At 75.9% G+C, this 19,072-nt stretch carries 13 protein-coding genes; 5 read left to right on the top strand and 8 right to left on the bottom strand.

The genetic code is table 11. The features are described 5' to 3' along the window. Positions 1–79: 79 nt before the first annotated feature. On the bottom strand, positions 80–1,663 hold the full coding sequence (locus tag AB0O53_RS18030; RefSeq protein ID WP_365196636.1) for an acyl-CoA synthetase: 1,584 nt from the start codon (positions 1,661–1,663) through the stop codon (positions 80–82). A gap of 5 nt (positions 1,664–1,668) precedes the next feature. Next, a complete protein-coding gene (locus AB0O53_RS18025) occupies positions 1,669–2,784 on the bottom strand; it encodes a nitronate monooxygenase (RefSeq protein WP_365196634.1) in 1,116 nt (371 codons plus the stop codon). 346 nt (positions 2,785–3,130) lie between these two features. Here AB0O53_RS18025 and AB0O53_RS18020 point away from each other — a divergent pair, with 346 nt between their 5' ends. Further along, the gene (locus tag AB0O53_RS18020) at positions 3,131–5,080 is read left to right on the top strand and encodes a serine hydrolase domain-containing protein (protein WP_365196631.1); all 1,950 of its coding nucleotides are present in this window, start codon (positions 3,131–3,133) and stop codon (positions 5,078–5,080) included. A gap of 82 nt (positions 5,081–5,162) precedes the next feature. On the opposite strand, the gene AB0O53_RS18015 is transcribed toward AB0O53_RS18020, so the two are convergent. After that, a complete protein-coding gene (locus AB0O53_RS18015; RefSeq protein WP_350993700.1) occupies positions 5,163–5,537 on the bottom strand; it encodes a VOC family protein in 375 nt (124 codons plus the stop codon). A gap of 85 nt (positions 5,538–5,622) precedes the next feature. Between AB0O53_RS18015 and AB0O53_RS18010 the strand changes: the two genes are divergently transcribed. Further along, complete coding sequence (locus AB0O53_RS18010; protein ID WP_365196628.1) at positions 5,623–10,398, top strand: hypothetical protein; 4,776 nt, start codon at positions 5,623–5,625, stop codon at positions 10,396–10,398. Between the two features lie 217 nt (positions 10,399–10,615). On the opposite strand, the gene AB0O53_RS18005 is transcribed toward AB0O53_RS18010, so the two are convergent. Continuing rightward, positions 10,616–11,251 (bottom strand): TetR/AcrR family transcriptional regulator, encoded by a 636-nt coding sequence (locus AB0O53_RS18005; RefSeq protein WP_365196625.1) that lies wholly within the window; start codon positions 11,249–11,251, stop codon positions 10,616–10,618. 76 nt (positions 11,252–11,327) lie between these two features. Between AB0O53_RS18005 and AB0O53_RS18000 the strand changes: the two genes are divergently transcribed. Together AB0O53_RS18000 and AB0O53_RS17995 are read left to right on the top strand one after the other, a co-directional pair. Then, entirely contained in the window at positions 11,328–12,539 is a 1,212-nt protein-coding gene (locus AB0O53_RS18000) for an FAD-dependent monooxygenase (RefSeq protein WP_350993706.1), read from the top strand. 39 nt (positions 12,540–12,578) lie between these two features. Continuing rightward, positions 12,579–13,028 carry a nitroreductase family deazaflavin-dependent oxidoreductase gene (locus AB0O53_RS17995; protein ID WP_350993708.1) on the top strand — a complete coding sequence of 150 codons (450 nt, stop codon included), beginning with the start codon at positions 12,579–12,581 and terminating at the stop codon, positions 13,026–13,028. A 90-nt stretch (positions 13,029–13,118) separates the two neighbouring features. On the opposite strand, the gene AB0O53_RS17990 is transcribed toward AB0O53_RS17995, so the two are convergent. The 4 genes from AB0O53_RS17990 to AB0O53_RS17975 form a co-directional block, all read right to left on the bottom strand. Continuing rightward, positions 13,119–14,105, bottom strand: a complete 987-nt coding sequence (locus AB0O53_RS17990) for an alpha/beta fold hydrolase (protein ID WP_365196622.1) — start codon at positions 14,103–14,105, stop codon at positions 13,119–13,121. Between the two features lie 71 nt (positions 14,106–14,176). Next, positions 14,177–15,748 (bottom strand): phytoene desaturase family protein, encoded by a 1,572-nt coding sequence (locus tag AB0O53_RS17985; RefSeq protein WP_350993712.1) that lies wholly within the window; start codon positions 15,746–15,748, stop codon positions 14,177–14,179. Beyond that, on the bottom strand, positions 15,745–17,838 hold the full coding sequence (locus tag AB0O53_RS17980) for a serine/threonine-protein kinase (RefSeq protein WP_350993714.1): 2,094 nt from the start codon (positions 17,836–17,838) through the stop codon (positions 15,745–15,747). The genes AB0O53_RS17985 and AB0O53_RS17980 overlap by 4 nt, the downstream gene beginning before the upstream one ends. A 26-nt stretch (positions 17,839–17,864) precedes the next feature. Beyond that, the gene (locus AB0O53_RS17975) at positions 17,865–18,800 is read right to left on the bottom strand and encodes an oxygenase MpaB family protein (RefSeq protein WP_350993716.1); all 936 of its coding nucleotides are present in this window, start codon (positions 18,798–18,800) and stop codon (positions 17,865–17,867) included. On the opposite strand from AB0O53_RS17975, the gene AB0O53_RS17970 reads away from it, so the two are divergent. Beyond that, a partial coding sequence (locus tag AB0O53_RS17970) for a hypothetical protein (protein ID WP_365196617.1) occupies positions 18,790–19,072 on the top strand: 283 nt, incomplete at its 3' end. The two genes, AB0O53_RS17975 and AB0O53_RS17970, sit on opposite strands and share 11 nt — an antisense overlap.

The following is a 19,072-nucleotide window of genomic DNA, read 5'->3' as shown; positions in this document are numbered from 1 at the left end:
ATGCCTTGACGTGGCATTTCTCACGGAGTCCGCACGGCGTGGCGGGTTCCCCCGCCACGCCACGGACGACCGGGTGCGCTCACACGGCGCGCTCGTGGCCCTCCCAGTACGGGTCGCGCAGCCGTCGCTTGTAGAGCTTGCCGTTCGGGTCGCGCGGCATCGTCCCGATGAAGTCGACGGTCTTGGGCCGCTTGTACCCGGCGAGCTGCCGCTCGCAGTGGTGCAGGATCTCGGCGGCCAGGGCGTCGCCGGCCTCGAAGCCCTCGGCGGGCTCGATGACGGCCTTGACCTCCTCGCCCCAGTCGGCGTGCGGGATGCCGAAGGCTGCGGCGTCGGCGACGGCCGGGTGGGTGAGCAGGGCCGACTCGATCTCGGCCGGGTAGATGTTGACCCCGCCGGAGATGATCATGTCGATCTTGCGGTCGCGGAGGAAGAGGTAGCCCTCCTCGTCCATCAGGCCGAGGTCCCCGACGGTGAAGAAGTCGCCGATGCGGTTCTTCTTCGTCTTGCCCTCGTCCTTGTGGTAGCTGAAGCCGCCGGTGTTCATCTTCATGTAGACGGTGCCCAGTTCGCCCGGGGGCAGCCGGTTGCCGTCGTCGTCGAAGACGGCCAGTTCGCTGATCGGCCAGGCCCTGCCGACGGTTCCCGGCTTCTTCAGCCAGTCCTCGGCGGTCGCGAAGGCGCCGCCGCCCTCGCTCGCCGCGTAGTACTCCTCCACGCAGCCGCCCCACCAGTCGATCATCGCCCGCTTCACGTGGTCGGGGCAGGGCGCGGCGCCGTGGATGGCGTGCCGCATGGAGGAGACGTCGTAGGCGTCCTTCGTCTCCTGCGGGAGGGCGAGGAGCCGGTGGAACTGGGTGGGGACCATGTGGGTGTGCGTGCAGGCGTGCGCGTCGATCAGGCGCAGCATCTCCTGCGGGCTCCACTTGTCCATCAGGACGAGCGGGTGCCCGATGTGCAGGGCGGCGCCCGCGAACTGCAGGACGGCCGTGTGGTAGAGCGGTGAGCAGACCAGGTGGACGTTGCCGTCGAAGGGGCGGATGCCGAAGATGCCGAGGAAGCCGCCGAGGTACGTCTCCTCCGGGAGCCTGCCGGGCAGCGGGCGGCGGATGCCGCGGGGGCGGCCGGTGGTGCCGGAGGTGTAGTTCATGACCCAGCCGAGGGTGCGGTCCGCGGGGGCCGTCGCGGGCTGCCCGTCGAGGAGGTCGGCGTACGGGCGGAAGCCCGGGACCGCTCCGACGCCGTAGCGGTGGCTCGCGGGCAGGCCGGCCTCGTCGGCGGCGGCGGTGGCGGCTTCGGCGAACCGCTCGTGGGTGATCAGGACCTTGGCGCCGGAGTCGGAGACGATCCAGGCGATCTCGGGACCGACGAGGTGGTGGTTGACGGGGACGAGGTAGAAGCCGGCCTGGGAGGCGGCGAGGTAGGCGGTGAGGAACTCGACGCCGTTGGGGAGGACGACGGCGAAGACGTCGCCCTGCTCCAGGCCGGCGGCGCGCAGGCCGTGGACGAGCCGGTTGACGTCGGCGTGCAGCCGGCCGGCGCTCCACTCCTCGCCCCCGGGGGCGGTCAGGACGGTGCGTCCGGGGTCGGCGGCGGCCTGGGCCCAGAAGCCGTTGGGCGGCTGCCGGTCGGCGGCGGGGGTGGTGGACGTCGTGGCGGTCATGGCTCTCACGCCTCTCGGACTCGGCCGGCGATGCGGTTGATGCGGTCGATCGCCTTCTCGAAGCCGCTGGTGAGCTCGTCGAAGACGGCCTGGACGCTGCGTTCGCTGTTCATCCGGCCGACGATCTGGCCGACGGGGGTGCCGAGCAGCGGCTGGACCTCGTACTTCTGGATGCGGGAGACGGCCTCGGCGACGAGGAGGCCCTGGAGCGGCATGGGGAGGGCGCCGGGGCCGTCCGGGTCGTCCCAGGCGTCGGTCCACTCGGTGCGCAGCTGGCGGGCGGGCTTGCCGGTGAGGGCGCGGGAGCGGACGGTGTCGCCGGAGCCGGCGGCGAGGAGCTTGTCGGTGAGGGCGCGCGAGTGGAGGTCGGCCTCGGTGGTGGTGAGCCAGAGGGAGCCGAGCCAGGCGCCCTGGGCGCCGAGGGCGAGGCCGGCGGCGATCTGTTCGCCGCTGCCGATGCCGCCGGCGGCGAGCACCGGGAGCGGTGCGACGGCCTCGACGATCTCCGGTACCAGGACCATGGTGGCGATGTCGCCGGTGTGGCCGCCGGCCTCGTAGCCCTGGGCGACGACGATGTCGATGCCGGCTTCGGCGTGGCGGCGGGCGTGTTTGGCGCTGCCGGCGAGGGCGGCGACGAGGACGCCGTGGTCGTGGGCGCGCGCGATGACGTCGGCGGGCGGCGAACCGAGGGCGTTCGCCAGGAGTTTGACGGGGTATTCGAAGGCGACGTCGAGCTGGCGCCGGGCGACCTGCTCCATCCAGCCGGTGATCCGCCAGCCGGAGGCCTCGCCCTCGGCCAGCTCGGGCACGTGGTGCTTGGCGAGGGTGTCGCGGACGAAGGCCCGGTGTCCGGCAGGGATCATCGCCTCGATGTCGGCCTCGGCGATACCGTCGACGGCCTTCTTGGCGGGCATGACGACGTCGAGGCCGTAGGGCTTGCCGTCGGTGTGCGCCTGCATCCAGTCGAGGTCGCGCTCGAGGTCGTCGGGGGCCGTGTAGCGGACCGCGCCGAGTACGCCGAACCCGCCCGCCCGGGTGATCGCGGCGGCGACCGCGGGGAAGGGCGTGAAGCCGAAGATGGCGTGCTCGACTCCCAGTTTCCTGCTCAGCTCCGTCTCCATGGGCGGCAGGATGCCGCAGCCCGGCGGCCGAGGGAAGAGGTTTTCTGATGCAGTGTCAGATTCTTTACGGCCCGGTCGGTGGGGAGGGTGCCCGAGGTACGGGCAGATACCCCATAGCCTGCGGCACGCCCGGCGGATCCGGGCGGCCCGGGCCGGTCCGCCCGCGGCGCGCTCGGTGGGAGGCGGCGGGCCCGGCCACCGCCGGTGCGGGCCGGAAGAGGCCCGTCGGGACGGCACTGCGGACACGTGGTGCGGGCACGGAACGCGGTTGCGGGACGCGGGTTGCGGATTGCGGTATGCGGGTTGCGGTATGCGGGTTGCGGTATGCGGACGAGGAGGGCCGGACATGGCAGCGGACACGGGGGCCGAAGTGAAGGCGGAGGCCGGCACGGACCGGACGGGCGGCACCGGCCGCGAGCAGCCGCGCGACGGCGGGACCGTCCCGGAGCCGGCGCTCCGCAACGGCCGGGTGCTGCGCCCGGAGCCGGAGCACGACGGCGCCCACGAGCCCCGCCGGGGGCTGAGCCGGCGGCGGCTCGGGGCGCGGCTGCTCGCGCTCGGCGGGGTGCTCGTCCTGCACGCCGCCCTCCCCGGGGCGGCCGGCGCGGCCGGGAGCCCGGCCGAGCGGCGCGCCCTGCAGGGACTGCGCCTGCGGTACGGTTCCGCGCGCCAGGCCGGGCTGCTGGAGCGGCACCTGGAGGCGGTGGCGGACGAGGCCCGGCGGTTCCTGGGCCCCTCCCCCGAGCACCCGTACTACGCGGGGGCGGTGGTCCTCGCCGGGCGGGGCCGGACCGTCGCCCTGCACCGGGCCATGGGCCACGCCGTCCGCTACGCGGAGTACGACGGACGGACCGACCGGGTCCGGGAGTTCCCCGCGGCCGAGAGGATCGCGATGGCCGAGGACACCGTCTTCGACCTGGCCTCACTGACCAAGCTGTTCACCTCCATCCTGGCCGTGCAGCAGATGGAGCGGGGGCGCCTGGAGCTGGAGGCCCAGGTGCGCCGCTACCTCCCGGAGTTCACGGGCGGCGGCAAGGAGATCATCACGGTCCGTCAGCTGCTCACGCACACCTCGGGGCTGCGCTCGTGGGCGCCCTTCTACCAGGAGTCCACGCGCGAGGGCCGGCTGCGGCTGCTGTGGTCGGTCCGGCCGCAGGAGACCCCGGGAACGGTCTACCGCTACTCCGACCTCAACCTCATCGCGCTGCAACTGCTCCTGGAACGGATCACCGGCCGCACTCTGGACGTCCTGCTCCACGACGAGATCACCGCTCCGCTCGGTATGCACCGCACGCGCTACAACCCGCCGCTCTCCTGGCGCCGCGTCACCGCCGCCACCGAGGTGCAGCGGCCGCCCTGGTCCGGTCTGGACCGCGGCCTGGTGTGGGGCGAGGTCCACGACGAGAACGCCTACGCCCTCGGCGGGGTCGCGGGCCACGCCGGGGTCTTCGGCACCGCCTGGGACCTGGCCGTCCTGGCCCGCACCCTCCTCGACGGCGGGGCCTACGCGGGCCGGCGCATCCTGCGCCCCGCTTCCGTCGAGCTGCTCTTCACCGACTACAACACGGCCTTCCCAGGCGACGACCACGGCCTGGGCTTCGAGCTCTACCAGCACTGGTACATGGGTGCCATGGCCACCCCGCACTCGGCCGGCCACACCGGTTTCACCGGTACCTCCCTCGTCCTCGACCCCTCCACCGACTCCTTCCTGATCCTGCTCGGCAACTCCGTCCACCCCGTGCGCACCTGGCGGGCCGGAAGCGCCCCGCGGGTCGCGGTCGGCAACCGCTTCGCCCGCGCCGTCCCGGTCCGCACCCGGCACGGCGGCGCGGCCTGGTTCTCGGGCACCACCCCCGGCGGCTCGGGCACCCTCACCCTGCCGCCGCTCACCCCGGCCACGGCCGCCGCCCGGCTGCGCTGCGCGGTGTGGTGGGACACCGTGCCCGGCGAAGGCGCCCTGCACCTGGAGGTCTCGCCGGACGGTGTGGAGTGGGCCCCGCTGCCGTTCACCACCGTGCGGTCCACCGGCGGTGCCCCCGAGGAGTGGCCGCGGGGCTCGGTCGGCGGCTGGTCCGGACGGATCTGGCACCGCCTGGAGGCGCCCCTCACCGCCACCCGGGCGGGCCGCGAGGTACGGCTGCGGTTCCGCCACACCGCCACGGGCCGCTACGTCGGCCGCGGGGTGTACGTGGACGTCGTGCGTGTGGCGGAACCGGCCCGGCTGCTGTTCGCGGAGGACCGGCCCGCCGACGCCGCCCGCCTCGAGGCCGTCGGCTGGACTCGGTCGGCGGACTGAGCGGTGGGCCGGGCCGGGTTCCGAACGGCCCGAACGCACCGTACGGCCCGAACGGCCCGAACGGCCCGAACAGCCCGGCGGGTCAGTCCCGTACGAGGCAGAAGGGATGCCCCGCCGGGTCCGCGTAGACCCGCCAGCCGCGTCCGTCCGATCCGTCGAGCAGGGTCCCGCCGGCCGCGAACACCGCCTCCTGCGCCCGGTCCAGGTCCGCGACGCCGAGGTCCAGGTGGAACTGCTGCGGCCGGCTCGGGTCGGGCCAGCTCGGGGGCACGTGGTCCGCCGCGCGCTGGAAGGCGAGCACCGGCCCGGACGGTGTGTGGAGCGTCGCCCAGTCCTCGTCGAGGGCCCAGCGCCGGTCCGGCCGGTCGACGTCGCCGCCCAGCAGCGACCGGTAGAAATCGGCGAGCACCCGCGGCTCGGGACAGTCCAGGACCACGCACTGCAGTTCAGCGATCATGACCGGATCCTAGAACCCGCCCTTCGCGCAGAGGTGCTGCGCCCGCCCGGCCGCCCTGTCGGCGGCGCGTGCGACGATCCGGGGCATGATCGCCTCGCCCGACGCCCTGTTGCCCGCCAACGGCACGCACCGCTCGACCACCTACGCCGACTGGGTCGCCGCCCACGACCCGGGCGCCGCCGCGGCCGCGCGCGACCTGGTCGACGGCATGGGCGGAGAACTGAACCGGTCCCGGTCCAAGCCGGGCCGGTTCGTCGACACGATGACGGCGTGGGCGCGCCGGCTGCCGCCCGCCCACCTGCCGTGGTTCTGGGACACCGTGGGCCACCGGCTGATCGGCCACGGCAGCCGCCCGGGCGGCCGCGCCTATGCCGCGGCCCGCGCGGCCGAGGACCGCCACGGGCTGCCGGTGGACGCCGCCTACCGCCGGGCCAACGCCCTGCTGTTCGCCAAGGGCGGCGCCATGCCGGCGAAGGAGTTCGGGGCGCACCAGCGGTTCCTCGCCGAGACGTTGGAGCCGGCCGCGGCGCACACCGCGCTGGAGGCGTTCCTGACCGCGTGGGCCGGTTCGGCCGCGGACCTCCCCGCGGACCTGGTCCGGCGGGTGCGCGCCTCCGCCAAGACCGCGGGGCTCGGGACCGGGGAGGTCGCCCGGCTGGTGGGCGCGGTCCTGTCGGTCACCCGGAAGAAGTCCGTGCCGGACGCGCTGCTGACGGCCGCCGCGCCGGTGCTCGCGGCCCACCCGCCGGCGGACACCGTCGCCGCCGGGCTGGTGGAGGTCTTCCCGGACGGGCCCACCGACGGCGGGGCGTGGCTGCGGATGCTGATCGCCTGCGGCGCGACGGAGGCCATGGAGGCGGGGCGCGTGGTCCCGGAGGGCGGCCTGCACCAGTGGGTCGGCGGCTTCGTCGGCATGTACCAGTACGCGGCGCAGTCGGGCGGCGGTGTCGCCCGGCAGCCGCTCCCGCAGGAATTCCTCGACCTGGTGGGACGGTTGGGCCCGCGGCTGCGGGCGGCCGGCGACCCGGTCGCGGTGCACACCACCCGGTACCGGCACCACGGCCTCGACGCGGACGTGCTGGACGCGTGCCTCGCGGCCGGGGTCCCGGTCGTCGATCCGGGTCCGCAGGTGCGGATGCGGTTCTGGGGTCCGGACTCCCGCCGGGACCTGGCGGCGCTGGCCGCCGACCCGGTGTTCGGCCCCCGGCTGGAGGGGACCGTGCACGCGGACCTGAGGCCGAAGTGGCCGGCGGGACCCACCCGCCGGGCGGGCTCGGCGGTGACGCTGCTGCCGGGCAACGCGGGCATCGCCCAGGAGGTGGCCGTACGGGTCGGCAAGCTCGTCGACACGGTCGCGGGCGGGGGCATGGCGGGGGCCGAGGAGGCCGTGGCCGAGCTGGAGACCCTGCTGGACCGGCCGACGGTCTCGGCCCTCGGCGGGATCGGCGACGCGCTGGCCGGGGCGGGCGCGGCGGGAGCGCTGCGGCGCTCGCTGGCGGCCGGGCTGCCGGAGGAACTGGCCTGGCCGGAACTGGAGTCCGTGTACGCGCGGTTCGCGGCGGACGCCGGCCCCGAGGAGGCGGTGGCGGTCCTGCCCGGGGTGGCGGGGGTGACCTCGACCTGGCCGGTGCTGACGGTGTTCGGACGGGACCGGGCGGTCGCCGTCGCCCCCGACGGGGTGCGGGGCTCCTGCCGGTTCACGGTGCCCGAGGACGCGGCCATGCACGCGGTGCACTACGTGGGCGGCTCCTTCCTGGTGAGCTGGACGCCCGGGAACCGCTACCACTGCGACGTCGCCTTCTGGGCCGACCGCCCGGACGAGCCGTTCACGCCGGACGAGACGGGCGGGCTGGTGCCCTGCGGCGGCAGCCTGGACGGCGCGTACGGCTTCCAGTTCGAGACGGCCGACGGCGGCGGACGGCACGGCGGGCACCGGGTGCTGTGCCCCGGCGGCCGCGAGGGCATCGACCGGGACGAGCTGCAGCTCGGCGACGGCTCGCGGATCTGGACCAACGCCGTCTTCGGGCGGCGCCCCTGGGAGCTCGTCGACCCGGTCACCGGGGAGGCTCGGGGCGCGGCCGCGCTGCCCGACTTCCCCGGGCGGGCCGCGAACCCCGATCCGGCCGCGGAGCCGTCCGAGGCCGGTATGGCCCTCGACATGGAGGCCCTCCAGCTGGCGCCGCTGCCCGCTGGCCTGTCCGGCTCCCCGCTGGGCAGCCGCGACGGCCTGGTCGGGACCCGCGTCCTCTTCCGTACGGGGCACCGCGCCGCGGCGCCCGACCACTACCTGGTGCGGAGCGTGGACGGGCGCAGCGCCCGGTTCGACGTGGACCGGCCGGGCCAGCAGCCGTGGGGGTTGTGGGCACCGCCGGAGGGGGCGGCGCAGGACGTGGTCCTCGCCGAGGCGCAGACCCTGACGGGCGTGCGCGCGTACGCGGCCGACGGGGCGCTGCTGTGGGAACTGGACGGGCACCCCAGGCCCGGGTCGTCGCGGGGCACTGCGACCCGCCGGGTCACCGTCTCGGGGGGCGCTGCCCTGCCGCCGGCCTTCTGGTACCTGCTGCGCACCCGGGACGCCGCGGGCTCCCGGGCGCTGCGGGCGGTGGGGTCCGCCGCGGCGCAGTCGCTGCTGGAGGCCGCTCTCGACGGGGCGGGCGCGCTGCGCGCGGCCGTGGCGCGGGAACTGCCGGAGGTCACCGACCCGGTGCTGGCCGAGGCCGTGGCGGCGGTGGCCGGGCGGGCCGCCCGGGTGGAGGAGCGGCGGCGCGCCCTGCACCGGCGGGTGAGCCTGCTGCTTCAGGCGCCTGCGGCCCTGCCGCGCCGCCCGGCTCCGGACACCGAGCTGATGCCCGCGCTGTTCGGGCTGTTCAGCCACGGCGAGCAGCACGCGTGGCGGCGTACGGCGGACGTGGCCCTGCCGGCGACGCTGAGCGCGCTCATCGCCGACGGCGCCTGTCTGGCCGGGACGATCGGGGAGGAGGTGCGGCGGCTCTCGCCGCCCGCGCCGCCGCACGACTGGTCGCAGCTGCTGGGGTCGATCGACGCCGCCGCGTGGCGGGCGGCTGTGGCGCCGACGCCGGACGGGGAGCGGGCGGCCCTGCTGGCGCTCCTGGACACGTGGGCGGACCAGCCCGTCGCGCGGGCGGGCAGCCGGTGGTGGGTGGGCGGGGCGCCGGCCGAGGTGCTGGACGCTCTGCGGGCCGGTGGGACCGTGGTCGCGGCCGCGCCCGTTCGGGCCGGCGCGTCGCAGCACTGGTTCGTCGCGCCCGCCGCCGACGGCGGCCCGGAGGGCGGGGACCTGCAAGGCGGCGGCCCGGACGGCGGGGACCCGGTGCCGGCCGCGGTCGCGCAGGCCCGGCTGGTCGGTGTGGACCGGGACGACGCGGCCCGGCTGCGGGCGCTGGTGGCCGCGGTCGACGCGCACGGGCCGGTCCCGGTCCCGGAGTCGGCGGCCGCGCGCTTCGCCGAACTGACCGGCGTGCGCGCGGCGGTGGCCCGGCTGGTGGTGGCCGGTCTGGTCGGCCGCCCCGACCGCGACGAGCAGCGGGCCGTGGCCCGCAGGGCCCCGTACCGGGCGACGCCGATGACGGCGGAGTCGTACGAGGTGCTGCGCGAGCGGCTGGGTTGCGCGGGTCGGCGTGCCGTCCTGGCGGCGGGCGTGCCGGCGGACCCGGAGGAGCTGTGGCGGCCGGGCGGGGTCGGGGCGGCCGTGGAGCGGATGGCCGCGGTGTGGCGGGAGTTGCTCGGGACGGGGTCGGCGGTGCACGAGGAGGCGGCGGACGCCCTGGAGACGGACCTCGGGCTGTCGGACGTGTGGGCCCGCCGGCTGGCGGGCGGCTACGGGGCCGCCGCGGACGCGACCGTGGAGGCGGCCGGCTGGGAGCTGGCGGCCACCCGGTACGGGGACCGGGCGGAGGTCCGGGCCGTTCCCCCGGCCGGATCCGACCTGCCGCGCCGCACCCCGGTGGGCCTGCCGGTCGGGCAGATCGCGAGCGCACTGGTGTGGGCGTGGACGGACCGGCCCGTCGGCGATCCGGCGGTGGCCGGTGCGGCCGACCTGTATGCGCGGCTGCGCGCCGAACTGGACCGCCCGGAACTGCTGATGGCGCTGCCCGGAGGGCGTGTCGCGGACAGCACGGTGCCGTTCGCGGAGCAGTTCGGCCCGGATCGGCTGCCGGTGGCGGAGGACCCCCGGGAGGAGGGCGGCAAGCCGCCGGTGACGGCGTACGACTCCGGTCCGCTGGTGGTGTGCGCGCCCGGTGGTGCCGCCTTCCTGCGGCCGGCGTCGGCCCACGACCCCGAGGTGCGGGGGCGGATCCGCGCGATCACCGGGCTCGCCGACGCGATGGACCGGGTGGCCGTGCTGCTGGCCGGCGGCGGGCTGGAGCGGATGGTGCGCCGGGCGGCCTCGGGGGCGGTGGCGGTCGGCGCGTACGAGGCGGACCCGCGGCAGTCCTGCCCCGAGCTGGTCGCACGGGTGGCCGGCGGGCTCGGGACCGGCGCGGACGCGGCGGCGCTCTACCTGCAGTTGGCGGCGCTCGCCGCGCCCACCGACCGCAACGTGCGGCGGTGGAACGGCTGGTCGGCCAAGCAGCACGCGGCGGCGCGGGCGGAACTCCTGGCCACGGGCGCGGTGGTGGAGGCGAAGCGGGCGCGGGCCGGCCGGACGGTGTTCCTGCCCGGGGAGTGGACCGAGCTGAAGGCGCCGCACCTGCCGCTGGAGACGGTGAAGCTGGCGAGCCACCTGGCGTCGCCGCTGTGGCGCGGCGAGATCCTGGCCCCGTTCGTGCGGCTGCTGCCGACGGCGCCGTTGCACGAGCTGTTCGCGCAGGCGTGGGCGCGGACTTCGGGCGGTGCCTGAACAGAAAATCCTGACCCTCCCGAGCGCCCAATTCAAGCCATGCGAAGGGGTGTATTTTCGGCCACCCCGGGCGTAGCGTGTGCACACTCCACCAGGAGGAACGCACCGGCCCTCCCGCCTTGATCCGCCGGTGCGCACCGATGGAAGAGCCCCGCCACCACATCCCCCGGTGTGGCGGGGCTCTTTCGCGTGCGGACCGGCCCGCCGGCCCCGTGCGTCAGGCCGGGTCCGCGAGGGCCGCGGCGAGCATCCGGCGTGCGACGGCGGCCAGTTCGGCGAGGTCCGGGGCCGGTCGGGACCGGGCCAGGGCGCCGGCCAGCCGGTCGTAGAGGAGCCCTTCGGTCCAGGCGACGAGCAACTCGGCGGCCTCCTCGGGCCGGTCGGACCCGAGGGCCGCGGCGATGCCCGCGGCACGGGCCCGGGCCCCCTGCCCCGCCCGGTGGAGGTCCGCCTGGAGTTCCGGGTTTCGGGCGGCCTCCAGGCTGAGTTCGAAGCGGGCCAGCTGGCGCTCGCGCCCCACCGTCAGCCAGCGGTACAGCAGCCCGGCCAGGGCTGCCGCGGCCGCGTCCCGGTCCGGCGGCGTCACCGCGAGGGCGGGCGGGGCCGCGGGTGGGACCGACCCGGGCGGACCGCCGTCGTCCACGTCCGCGAGGTCCAGTTCGGCCAGCCGCTGGTAACAGGCCGCGATCAGCGCCGTCCTCGTACGGAAGTAGTACGAGGTGCTGCCCGCCGGCAGCCCCGCGGCACCGTCGACCGCGCGGTGGGTCAGGCCCCGCAGGCCGGCGGCGGCCACGAGGCCGATCGCGGTGTCGGCGATGAGGGTCCTGCGATCGGCAGGAGGAGGGGTGGACATCGCACCACTCTACAGCTGTAGAGTGAAACCGTCGCCCTCTACACATGTAGAGGCCTGGAGGAAGGCAGGACCCGTCATGTCGGCAGTTCAGCGTCACGCGGTCGTCGCGGGGGCAGGGATCGGCGGACTCACCGCGGCCCTGGCCCTGCACCGCAAGGGCTGGCGGGTGACCGTGTGCGAGCGGGCCCCCGGCCCGGCCGCCGTGGGCGCCGGGATCGTCCTCGCCCCCAACGCCCTGCGCGCCCTCGACACGATCGGCTTCGACATCGGCGGCACCGCGGGGCGCGCCGTGCCGGCCGCCATGGGCCTGCGCCGCCCCGACGGCCGCTGGCTGAGCCGCGCCGACACCGCGGCCCTGGCCGCCCGCTACGGCGGGCCGCCGCTCGCCCTGCACCGCTCGGCCCTCACCGACGCCCTGACCGCGGCGCTCCCCGACGGAACGGTCCACTACGGCGTCGAGGTCACCGCCGTGGACGACGCCGACGGCTTCCCGGTGGTCCGCACCCCGGCCGGCGACCTCGACGGCTGTGCCGACCTCGTGGTCGCCGCGGACGGCATCCACAGCCCCCTGCGCCGCCGGTACTTCCCCGACCACCCGGGCCTGCGCCACAGCGGGGAGACCGCCTGGCGCACCGTCCTGCCGGCCGCCGCGAGCCCGTCCGGGGCGGTCACCGCCGAGACCTGGGGCCGCGGCGAACGCTTCGGTGTGGTCCCGCTCGCCGACGGCAGGACGTACGTCTACGCCACCGCCGTGGCCCCCGAGGGCCATCGCCCCGCCGACGTCCGCGCCGAACTCCTGCGCCGCTTCGGCACCTGGCACGACCCGGTCCCGGCACTGCTGGAGCGGATCGATCCGGAGGCCGTGCTCCAGCACGACCTCTACGACCTGGCGGCGCCGCTCCCCCGCTTCCACCACGGACGGCTGGCCTGGCTCGGCGACGCCGCCCACGCCATGACCCCCAACCTCGGCCAGGGCGGCTGCCAGGCCGTCGAGGACGCGGTGGTCCTGGCCCACCTGCTGGACGGGGCCGGAACGGCCGGCGTTCCGGCGGCCCTCGCCGCCTACAGCGCGGCCCGCTGCGCCCGCACCGACGCCATCCGCGTCCGGGCCCGCCGCGCGGGCCGGGTCGCCGCCCTCACCCACCCCCTCGCCGTGGCCCTGCGCGACCTCGCCGTCCGCGCCACCCCGGCCGCGGTGGCGCACCGGGCGATGGACGGCCTCTTCGGCGGGTTCACCCTTCCGGCCGGAATGGAGGGCGCACCCACCGGCGTTGGCACTCGTTGGTGAGGTTCGTTGACCGTTCGACACGAAGGCAGGCGACACCCCATGACGACCGGAATCGACTGGGACCACCCGACCGACCCGCGGGCCGGGAGCTGGCAGCTGGACCACGTCAAGCAGTACGTGGGATCCGGCGGCACCGAGGGCCAGTACTGGAACGGCACCCAGACCCTCCTGCTCACCACCGTCGGCCGGGTCTCCGGGAAGCCCGTGCGCACACCGCTCATCTACGGTGAGGCCGACGGCCGCTACCTGCTGGTGGCCTCCAAGGGAGGCGCCGACGAGCACCCCCTGTGGTTCCGCAACCTGAGCGCGGAGCCGCAGGTCCGCATCCAGGTCGGCCCGCAGATCCTCCAGGGCACGGCGCGCACGGCGAACGCCGAGGAGCGCGCCGCCTACTGGCCGGTGATGGTGGGGCACTGGCCCGCCTACGACGAGTACCAGGCCAAGACGGACCGGGAGATCCCGATCGTGGTGATCGAACCCGCCGCGTAGGCACGCCGGCGGGCCCGTCACCCCGGCCGCATGACCCCGGCCGCATCACCCGGATCGCATCACCCCGGCCGCGTCACCGGCTGCCCGGCCTCAGGCGCACGTTCGCGCCACGCGCTCCAGCTCGTCCGCCCACACCGCCGGATCCCGGGGGCCGGCGTGCGGCGCGGCCAGCGACCGTACGCGGAAGCGGTTGCCCGGCGTCGTCCCGTCCGCCTCGCGGATCATCAGGTCCTGCAGGGCCGGCGGGATGGCGCGGTCCTCGCCGAACCGCAGGAAGGTGCGCGGCACCCGCCCCCACCGGTCGGGCAGCCCGCGGGCGTCGGCGGTCCCGATCGCCGCCGACTCGTCCGGCTCGAGGATGTTCAGGAGCGTGCGCACCTCCGCGTCCGACCAGTCGGCCGCCAGCGCGTCCTTGACCGCCGCGAAGAAGGCGGGGTCGCCGGACCGCCAGTTGACGCGGTTGACGCCCAGCTCCGGCGGGGTCGTGAAGCCGGGGATCCGGAACAGGGCGCTGGAGGCGGCCTCCGGAGTCGTCATCAGTTCCGCCACCGAGCCGTGCCGCGTCGGGCAGAACGCGGACGCGTACACCAGGTGGGCGATCAGCTCGGGTACCCGGTTGGCGACCGCGTTCAGCGTCGCCCCGCCCAGGCTCTGGCCGACCAGGACGACCGGGCCGCTGCGGTGCACGGCGCGGACGGTCTCGACCACGTGCGCCGCGAAGTCCGACAGCGTCACGGCACTGATCGGCGACGGCTCCGTGGCCAGCCGTGCCAGGTCCTGCGGGGCCTGGTAGGAGACGGGGAAGTAGGCGCCGGGCCCGTGGCCGGGCAGGTCCACCGCGATCGCCCGGTGGCCGCGCAGGCCCAGCTCCCGCACGACCGGGTTCCAGCCGTAGGAGTTGCTTCCGGAGCCGTGGACGAGGACGAAGACGGGGGCGCCCCGCTTCCCCGTGTCCGCGCTCGCGGCGGAGGCCCCCGCGCCCACCGCCGCGACCGCTCCGGCTCCGGCGACGGCCGCCTTCAGGACCCCGCGCCGTAACGGTCCGCCGGGGCGCTCCGCGCCACCGTTGTCACTCACACCTCTCACATTACGCATGGGTAACACCCTAGGCGCGGCCGCGCCCATGACCGGCCGGTTTCGGACACGCCCTAGTGCCCCAGCACGGCCATCGCCGCGTTGTGGCCGGGGACCCCGCTGACGCCGCCGCCGCGGACCGCGCCCGCGCCGCACAGCAGGACGTTGGCGCGGGACGTCTCCACGCCCCACCGGCCCCCGCCCTCGTCCGCGTGGGGCCAGGACAGGTCGCGGTGGAAGATGTGGCCGCCGGGCAGCCTCAGTTCGCGCTCCAGGTCCAGCGGGGTCTTCGCCTCGATGCAGGGGCGGCCGTCCGCGTCGAAGGCCAGGCAGTCGGTGAGCGGCTCGGCCAGGTGCGCGTCGAGCTGCGCGAGGGTGGCGGTCAGCAGCACCTCGCGCGCCTGCTGGTTGTCGTGCCCGAACAGCCGGGCCGGGGTGTGCAGTCCGAAGAGGGTGAGCGTCTGGTAGCCCTGCTCGACGAGTTCCGGCCCGAGGATCGTCGGGTCGGCGAGCGAGTGGCAGTAGATCTCCGACGGCGGTACGGACGGCAGTTCACCGGCCGCGGCCTCCGCGTAGGCCCGGGCGAGCTGCTCGTAGCCCTCGGCGATGTGGAAGGTCCCGCCGAAGGCCTCGCGCGGGTCGACGGTGGTGTCCCGCAGCCGGGGCAGCCGGCGCAGTAGCATGTTGACCTTGAGCTGGGCGCCCTCGGGGGCCGTCGCCGGGTCCTGGGCCGGGGCCTCGCCGAGGAGTTCGGCCAGTGCCCGCGGCGAGGCGTTCACCAGCACCTTCCGGCCGACGACGCGGCCTTCGCCGGTCGCCGTACGGAACACCACCTCGGCCGGGCCGGCCCCGTCGGTGTCGATCCGCAGCACCTCGTGGCCGGTGACGATCTCCGCCCCGGCCTTGGTCGCGGCCGCCGCCAGGGCGTCCGTCAGGGCGCCCATGCCGCCGACCGGCACGTCCCAGTCGCCCGTACCGCCGCCGATGACGTGGTAGAGGAAGCACCGGTTCTGGGCCAGCGAGGGATCGTGCGCGTCGGCGAAGGTGCCGATGAGGCCGTCCGTCAGGACCACCCCGCGGACCAGGTCGTCGGCGAAGTGCCGTTCCACCGCCTGTCCCAGCGGCTCCTCGAACAGCATCCGCCACGCGGCCTCGTCGTCGATCCGGGCCCGCAGCTCCGCCCGCGTGGGCAGCGGTTCGGTCAGGGTGGGGAAGACCTTGCGGGCCACTTGCCCGGTGGTCGCGTAGAAGGCACGCCAGCTCTCGTACTCCCGGTCCGAGCCGGTCAGCTTGGCGAAGGAGGCCCGGGTGCGCTCCTCGCCCCCGCCGACGAGCAGTCCGCCGGGCCGCCCGTCGCGCTCGGTCGGCGTGTACGAGGAGACCGTGCGCCGGCGTACCGCGAAGCTCAGCTCCAGGTCGCGCACGATCTTCTCGGGCAGCAGCGACACCAGGTAGGAGTACCGGGAGAGGCGGGCGTCGACGCCCACGAAGGGTCTGCTGGAGATCGCCGCCCCGCCGGTGTTCCCGAGCCGCTCCAGCACCAGCACCGAGCGGCCGGCCCGGGCCAGGTAGGCGGCTGCCACCAGACCGTTGTGCCCGCCGCCCACGATCACGTCGTCGTACACGTCCCGCCCGAAGGTCGTCATGGCTCTTGGTAGCACACCTGGCCGAGCCGCTCCAGACAGTGGGCCTCGTCGGCGTGGGCCAGCACCGTCTCGGGATGCTCGTCGCCCAGCGACCGTTCGCGGATGCCGGACAGGTCCCGGTAGATCGGCAGGGCCTCCTCCCAGCGGCCGAGCCGGCCCAGGCCGACGGCCAGTTCCCGGCGGCTGACCAGGGTGTCCGCGTGCTCGGCGCCGAGCACCTCGGCCCGTACGGCGGCCACCTGCCGGGCCTCGGCCACCGCCTCCTCCCAGCGTTCCAGGCGGCCCAGGTTGACGCCGAGGACGTGCCGGGCGCGCAGCGTCTCCGCGTCGGTCGCCCCGTAGGCGCGGGTGCGGTCGCGGACCAGGGCCCGGAAGAGGTCGAGGGCCTGGGCGCTGCCGCCGGTGCGGCCGAGGGCGATGCCGACCTCGTAGCGGGCGGCCAGGGTGTCGGGGTGGTCGCGGCCGAGGACCCGTTCCCGTGCGGCGGCGACCTCGCGGAAGCCGGCCAGCGCCTCGTGCCAGCGGTCGAGGCGGCCGAGCACGTACGCCGCCTCGTACCGGGTCAGCAGGGTGTCCGCGTGCTCGGCGCCCAGGACGGCCGCGCGGTCCGCGGCGACCGCGACGGCGGTGGTGTGGGCGTCCGCGTACCGGCCCAGCGCCCGCAGGGCGCAGGCCAGGTTGTGGCGGCAGCGCAGCGTGTCGGGGTGGAGCTGGCCCATGGTCCGCTCGCGCGCGACGAGCACCGCGCGGTACAGGTCGTGCGCCTCCTGGTGGCGGCCGAGCCGGCCCATCTCGTACGCCGCCTCCTGGCGGGCGGCGAGGGTGTCGGCGTGGTCCGCGCCGAGGACCCGGGCGCGCCCGTCGGCCACGGCCGCGTACACGGACAGCGCCTCCTCGGGGCGGCCCGCGCGGCTGAGGGTGCGGGCGCGGGCGTGGCCGGCCGCGAGCGCGTCGGGGCCGGTCTCGCGCGGACCGGCCGGGCGCGGGAACCCGTAGGCCGCGGTGAGGCGCGGGTCCTCGGTGGGCGCGGGGCGCACGATGGTGCCGTGGCCCTCGCCGCCGGGGCGCGGGGCGCTCTGTTCGCCGCCGGGGCGCACGGCGGTCCAGGAACCGGTGAGCACGGCCCACTGGCCGCTCGCGGGACGTGCTTCGATGCCGGCCTTGCGGCCGGCGGTCATGCCGCGCGCCCAGGCCGGGAGCGGCGGAAGGGCGCCGGGCAGCCCGCCGGGGCCGAGCCGGGACTCCACGAGCCTGCGGTGCACGTGGCGGGCGTCCTGCGGACGGTCGTCCGGGCACTTGGCGAGCAGGTCCAGGACCACCTGCTCGAAGTAGCCGGGCAGCTCGGGGCGGTGCTCGCGCAGCGGCACGGGCGCGGTGTCGCGGTGGCCGATGAGGACCGACCAGGAGTCGCCGAGGTCGAAGGGCGGGGCGCCCGTGGCGATCTCGTACAGGACGCAGCCGAGGGAGTAGAGGTCGCTGCGGTGGTCGACCTCGCCGCCGGCGATCTGCTCGGGCGACATGTAGTGCGGGGTGCCCATGGCCATACCGCCGCCGGTGAGCTTGGCGGTGAAGCCGATGTCGTGCGCGAGCCGGGCGATGCCGAAGTCGCAGATCTTCACGGTGCCGTCGACGAGCCGCATGATGTTGGCCGGCTTCAGGTCCCGGTGGACGACGCCCTGGTCGTGGGTGTAGCCGAGGGCGGCGGCCATCTGCTCGGCGATGTCGACGACCACGTCCACGGGGAGGGGGCGGGTCTCGCTGTCCTCCATGAGCTGGCTGAGGTTGCGGCCTTCGAGGAGCTCCATGACGAGGTAGAGGGGGCCGCCGGCGGCGCTGTCGTCGCCGAAGTCGTGCACGACGGTCACGCCGCGGTGCTGGAGGGAGGCGGCCACGCGCGCCTCGCGCCGGAAGCGCTCGCGCAGCACCTGGGTGAAGTGGGCGTCCTGATCGGCGCCGATGGGCTTGAGGCACTTCACGGCGACCTGCCGGCCCAGCGATTCGTCCCGGGCGCGCCATACTTCGCCCATGCCGCCGCGCCCGATCAGATCGAGCGACCGGTACCGGCCCTGGATCAGTCTGGACTCCGCCATGTCTTAAAGTCGCCCCCGTTGTCGCGCTACGCCCTCCCCGGCCGGTCCAGTATGGCCGCTGATGTACGCAGTGTGTACGGAGAGGGGCGGCTCGCGGGGCCCATGCGACGCATCGCTTTCAAGATGTGACCTGGCGGCAGCTTCCACCGCAGACCTGCGGGAATGCTGCGCAGCACGCGTCCCGTGAGGCGCAGGCGCCGGGTGACGCTGCGCGGGGCGGGAGCCGGGCGCCCGTACAGCTGGTGCGCCCAGCCGGGGAGGGAACCGTACGCGAGGCCGGCGAGCGGGCGCCACAGCAGGTTTCGGCCAGGGACGAGGAGGGGATGGACGGGCGGGCCGCGCAGGAAGTCGTCCACGGCGAGGGCGTCGGGGCCGGCGGCGAGCTCGGGGCGGACCTGCTCGAAGTAGGCCGCGAGCTGGGCGGTGTCGGCGGGCACGCCGGCCGGGTCGAGGCCCACGAGGCGTGCGTTGACGCGGTTCTCGTCGACGTAGCGGTCGGCCTGGGCGGAAGTGAGCGCGATGCCCGATCTGCGCAGGACGTGCAGGAAGCTGTCGATCTGCGCGCAGTGGATCCACAGCAGCAGTTCGGGGTCGTCGACGGGAAAGGTGCGACCGGTGGCCGGATCGGTGGCGGACAGCCTGCGGTGGATGGCGCGAACCCGACCACCGGCACGCTCGGCGGCCTCGGTGGTGCCGTAGGTGAGGGTGCCGACGAAGTCGGCGGTGCGCAGCAGCCGGCCCCAGGCGTCGCGCCGGAAGTCGGAGTTCTCCATGACGCCCCGGACCGCGCGCGGGTGGAGGGCCTGGAGGTAGAGGGCGCGGACTCCGGCGATCCACATCATCGGGTCGCCGTGGCAGTTCCAGGTGACGGACGCGGGGCCGTAGAGGCCCGGGTCGGCGCCGGATCCCGTCCCGGGCCGGGGTCCGGGTGCGGCGCCGGGTCCGGTCGCGGTGTTCCCCATCCCGTACCTCCCCGTCGCGGACGCCCGGCCGCTCCAGCCTACCGAGGCGGGAGCCCGCGGGGCAGTCGTCGGGCTGCGCGCCCACCCGTACGAGGACCTGCGGACGGCGGCGGCTCACGCGGCGCACGCGGCGGATCCGGCCGGGGCGGATCCGGCCGGGGTGGATCCGGCCGGGGCGGATCCGGCCGGGGCGGATCCGGCCGGGGCGGATCCGGCCGGGGCGGATCCGGCCGGGGCGGATCCGGCCGGGGCGGATCCGGCCGGGGCGGATC

It is taken from the genome of Streptomyces erythrochromogenes, assembly GCF_040684695.1.
GTDB lineage: Bacteria > Actinomycetota > Actinomycetes > Streptomycetales > Streptomycetaceae > Streptomyces > Streptomyces erythrochromogenes_C.
This window is presented reverse-complemented; position numbering and strand designations above follow the sequence as displayed.

What these genes read in the sequence shown, in the direction of transcription:
- AB0O53_RS18030 (WP_365196636.1), bottom strand. Translation starts at nt 1,663, where the DNA reads ATGACCGCCACGACGTCCACCACCCCCGCCGCCGACCGGCAGCCGCCC.
- AB0O53_RS18025 (WP_365196634.1), bottom strand. Translation starts at nt 2,784, where the DNA reads ATGGAGACGGAGCTGAGCAGGAAACTGGGAGTCGAGCACGCCATCTTC.
- AB0O53_RS18020 (WP_365196631.1), top strand. Translation starts at nt 3,131, where the DNA reads ATGGCAGCGGACACGGGGGCCGAAGTGAAGGCGGAGGCCGGCACGGAC.
- AB0O53_RS18015 (WP_350993700.1), bottom strand. Translation starts at nt 5,537, where the DNA reads ATGATCGCTGAACTGCAGTGCGTGGTCCTGGACTGTCCCGAGCCGCGG.
- AB0O53_RS18010 (WP_365196628.1), top strand. Translation starts at nt 5,623, where the DNA reads ATGATCGCCTCGCCCGACGCCCTGTTGCCCGCCAACGGCACGCACCGC.
- AB0O53_RS18005 (WP_365196625.1), bottom strand. Translation starts at nt 11,251, where the DNA reads ATGTCCACCCCTCCTCCTGCCGATCGCAGGACCCTCATCGCCGACACC.
- AB0O53_RS18000 (WP_350993706.1), top strand. Translation starts at nt 11,328, where the DNA reads ATGTCGGCAGTTCAGCGTCACGCGGTCGTCGCGGGGGCAGGGATCGGC.
- AB0O53_RS17995 (WP_350993708.1), top strand. Translation starts at nt 12,579, where the DNA reads ATGACGACCGGAATCGACTGGGACCACCCGACCGACCCGCGGGCCGGG.
- AB0O53_RS17985 (WP_350993712.1), bottom strand. Translation starts at nt 15,748, where the DNA reads ATGACGACCTTCGGGCGGGACGTGTACGACGACGTGATCGTGGGCGGC.
- AB0O53_RS17980 (WP_350993714.1), bottom strand. Translation starts at nt 17,838, where the DNA reads ATGGCGGAGTCCAGACTGATCCAGGGCCGGTACCGGTCGCTCGATCTG.
- AB0O53_RS17975 (WP_350993716.1), bottom strand. Translation starts at nt 18,800, where the DNA reads ATGGGGAACACCGCGACCGGACCCGGCGCCGCACCCGGACCCCGGCCC.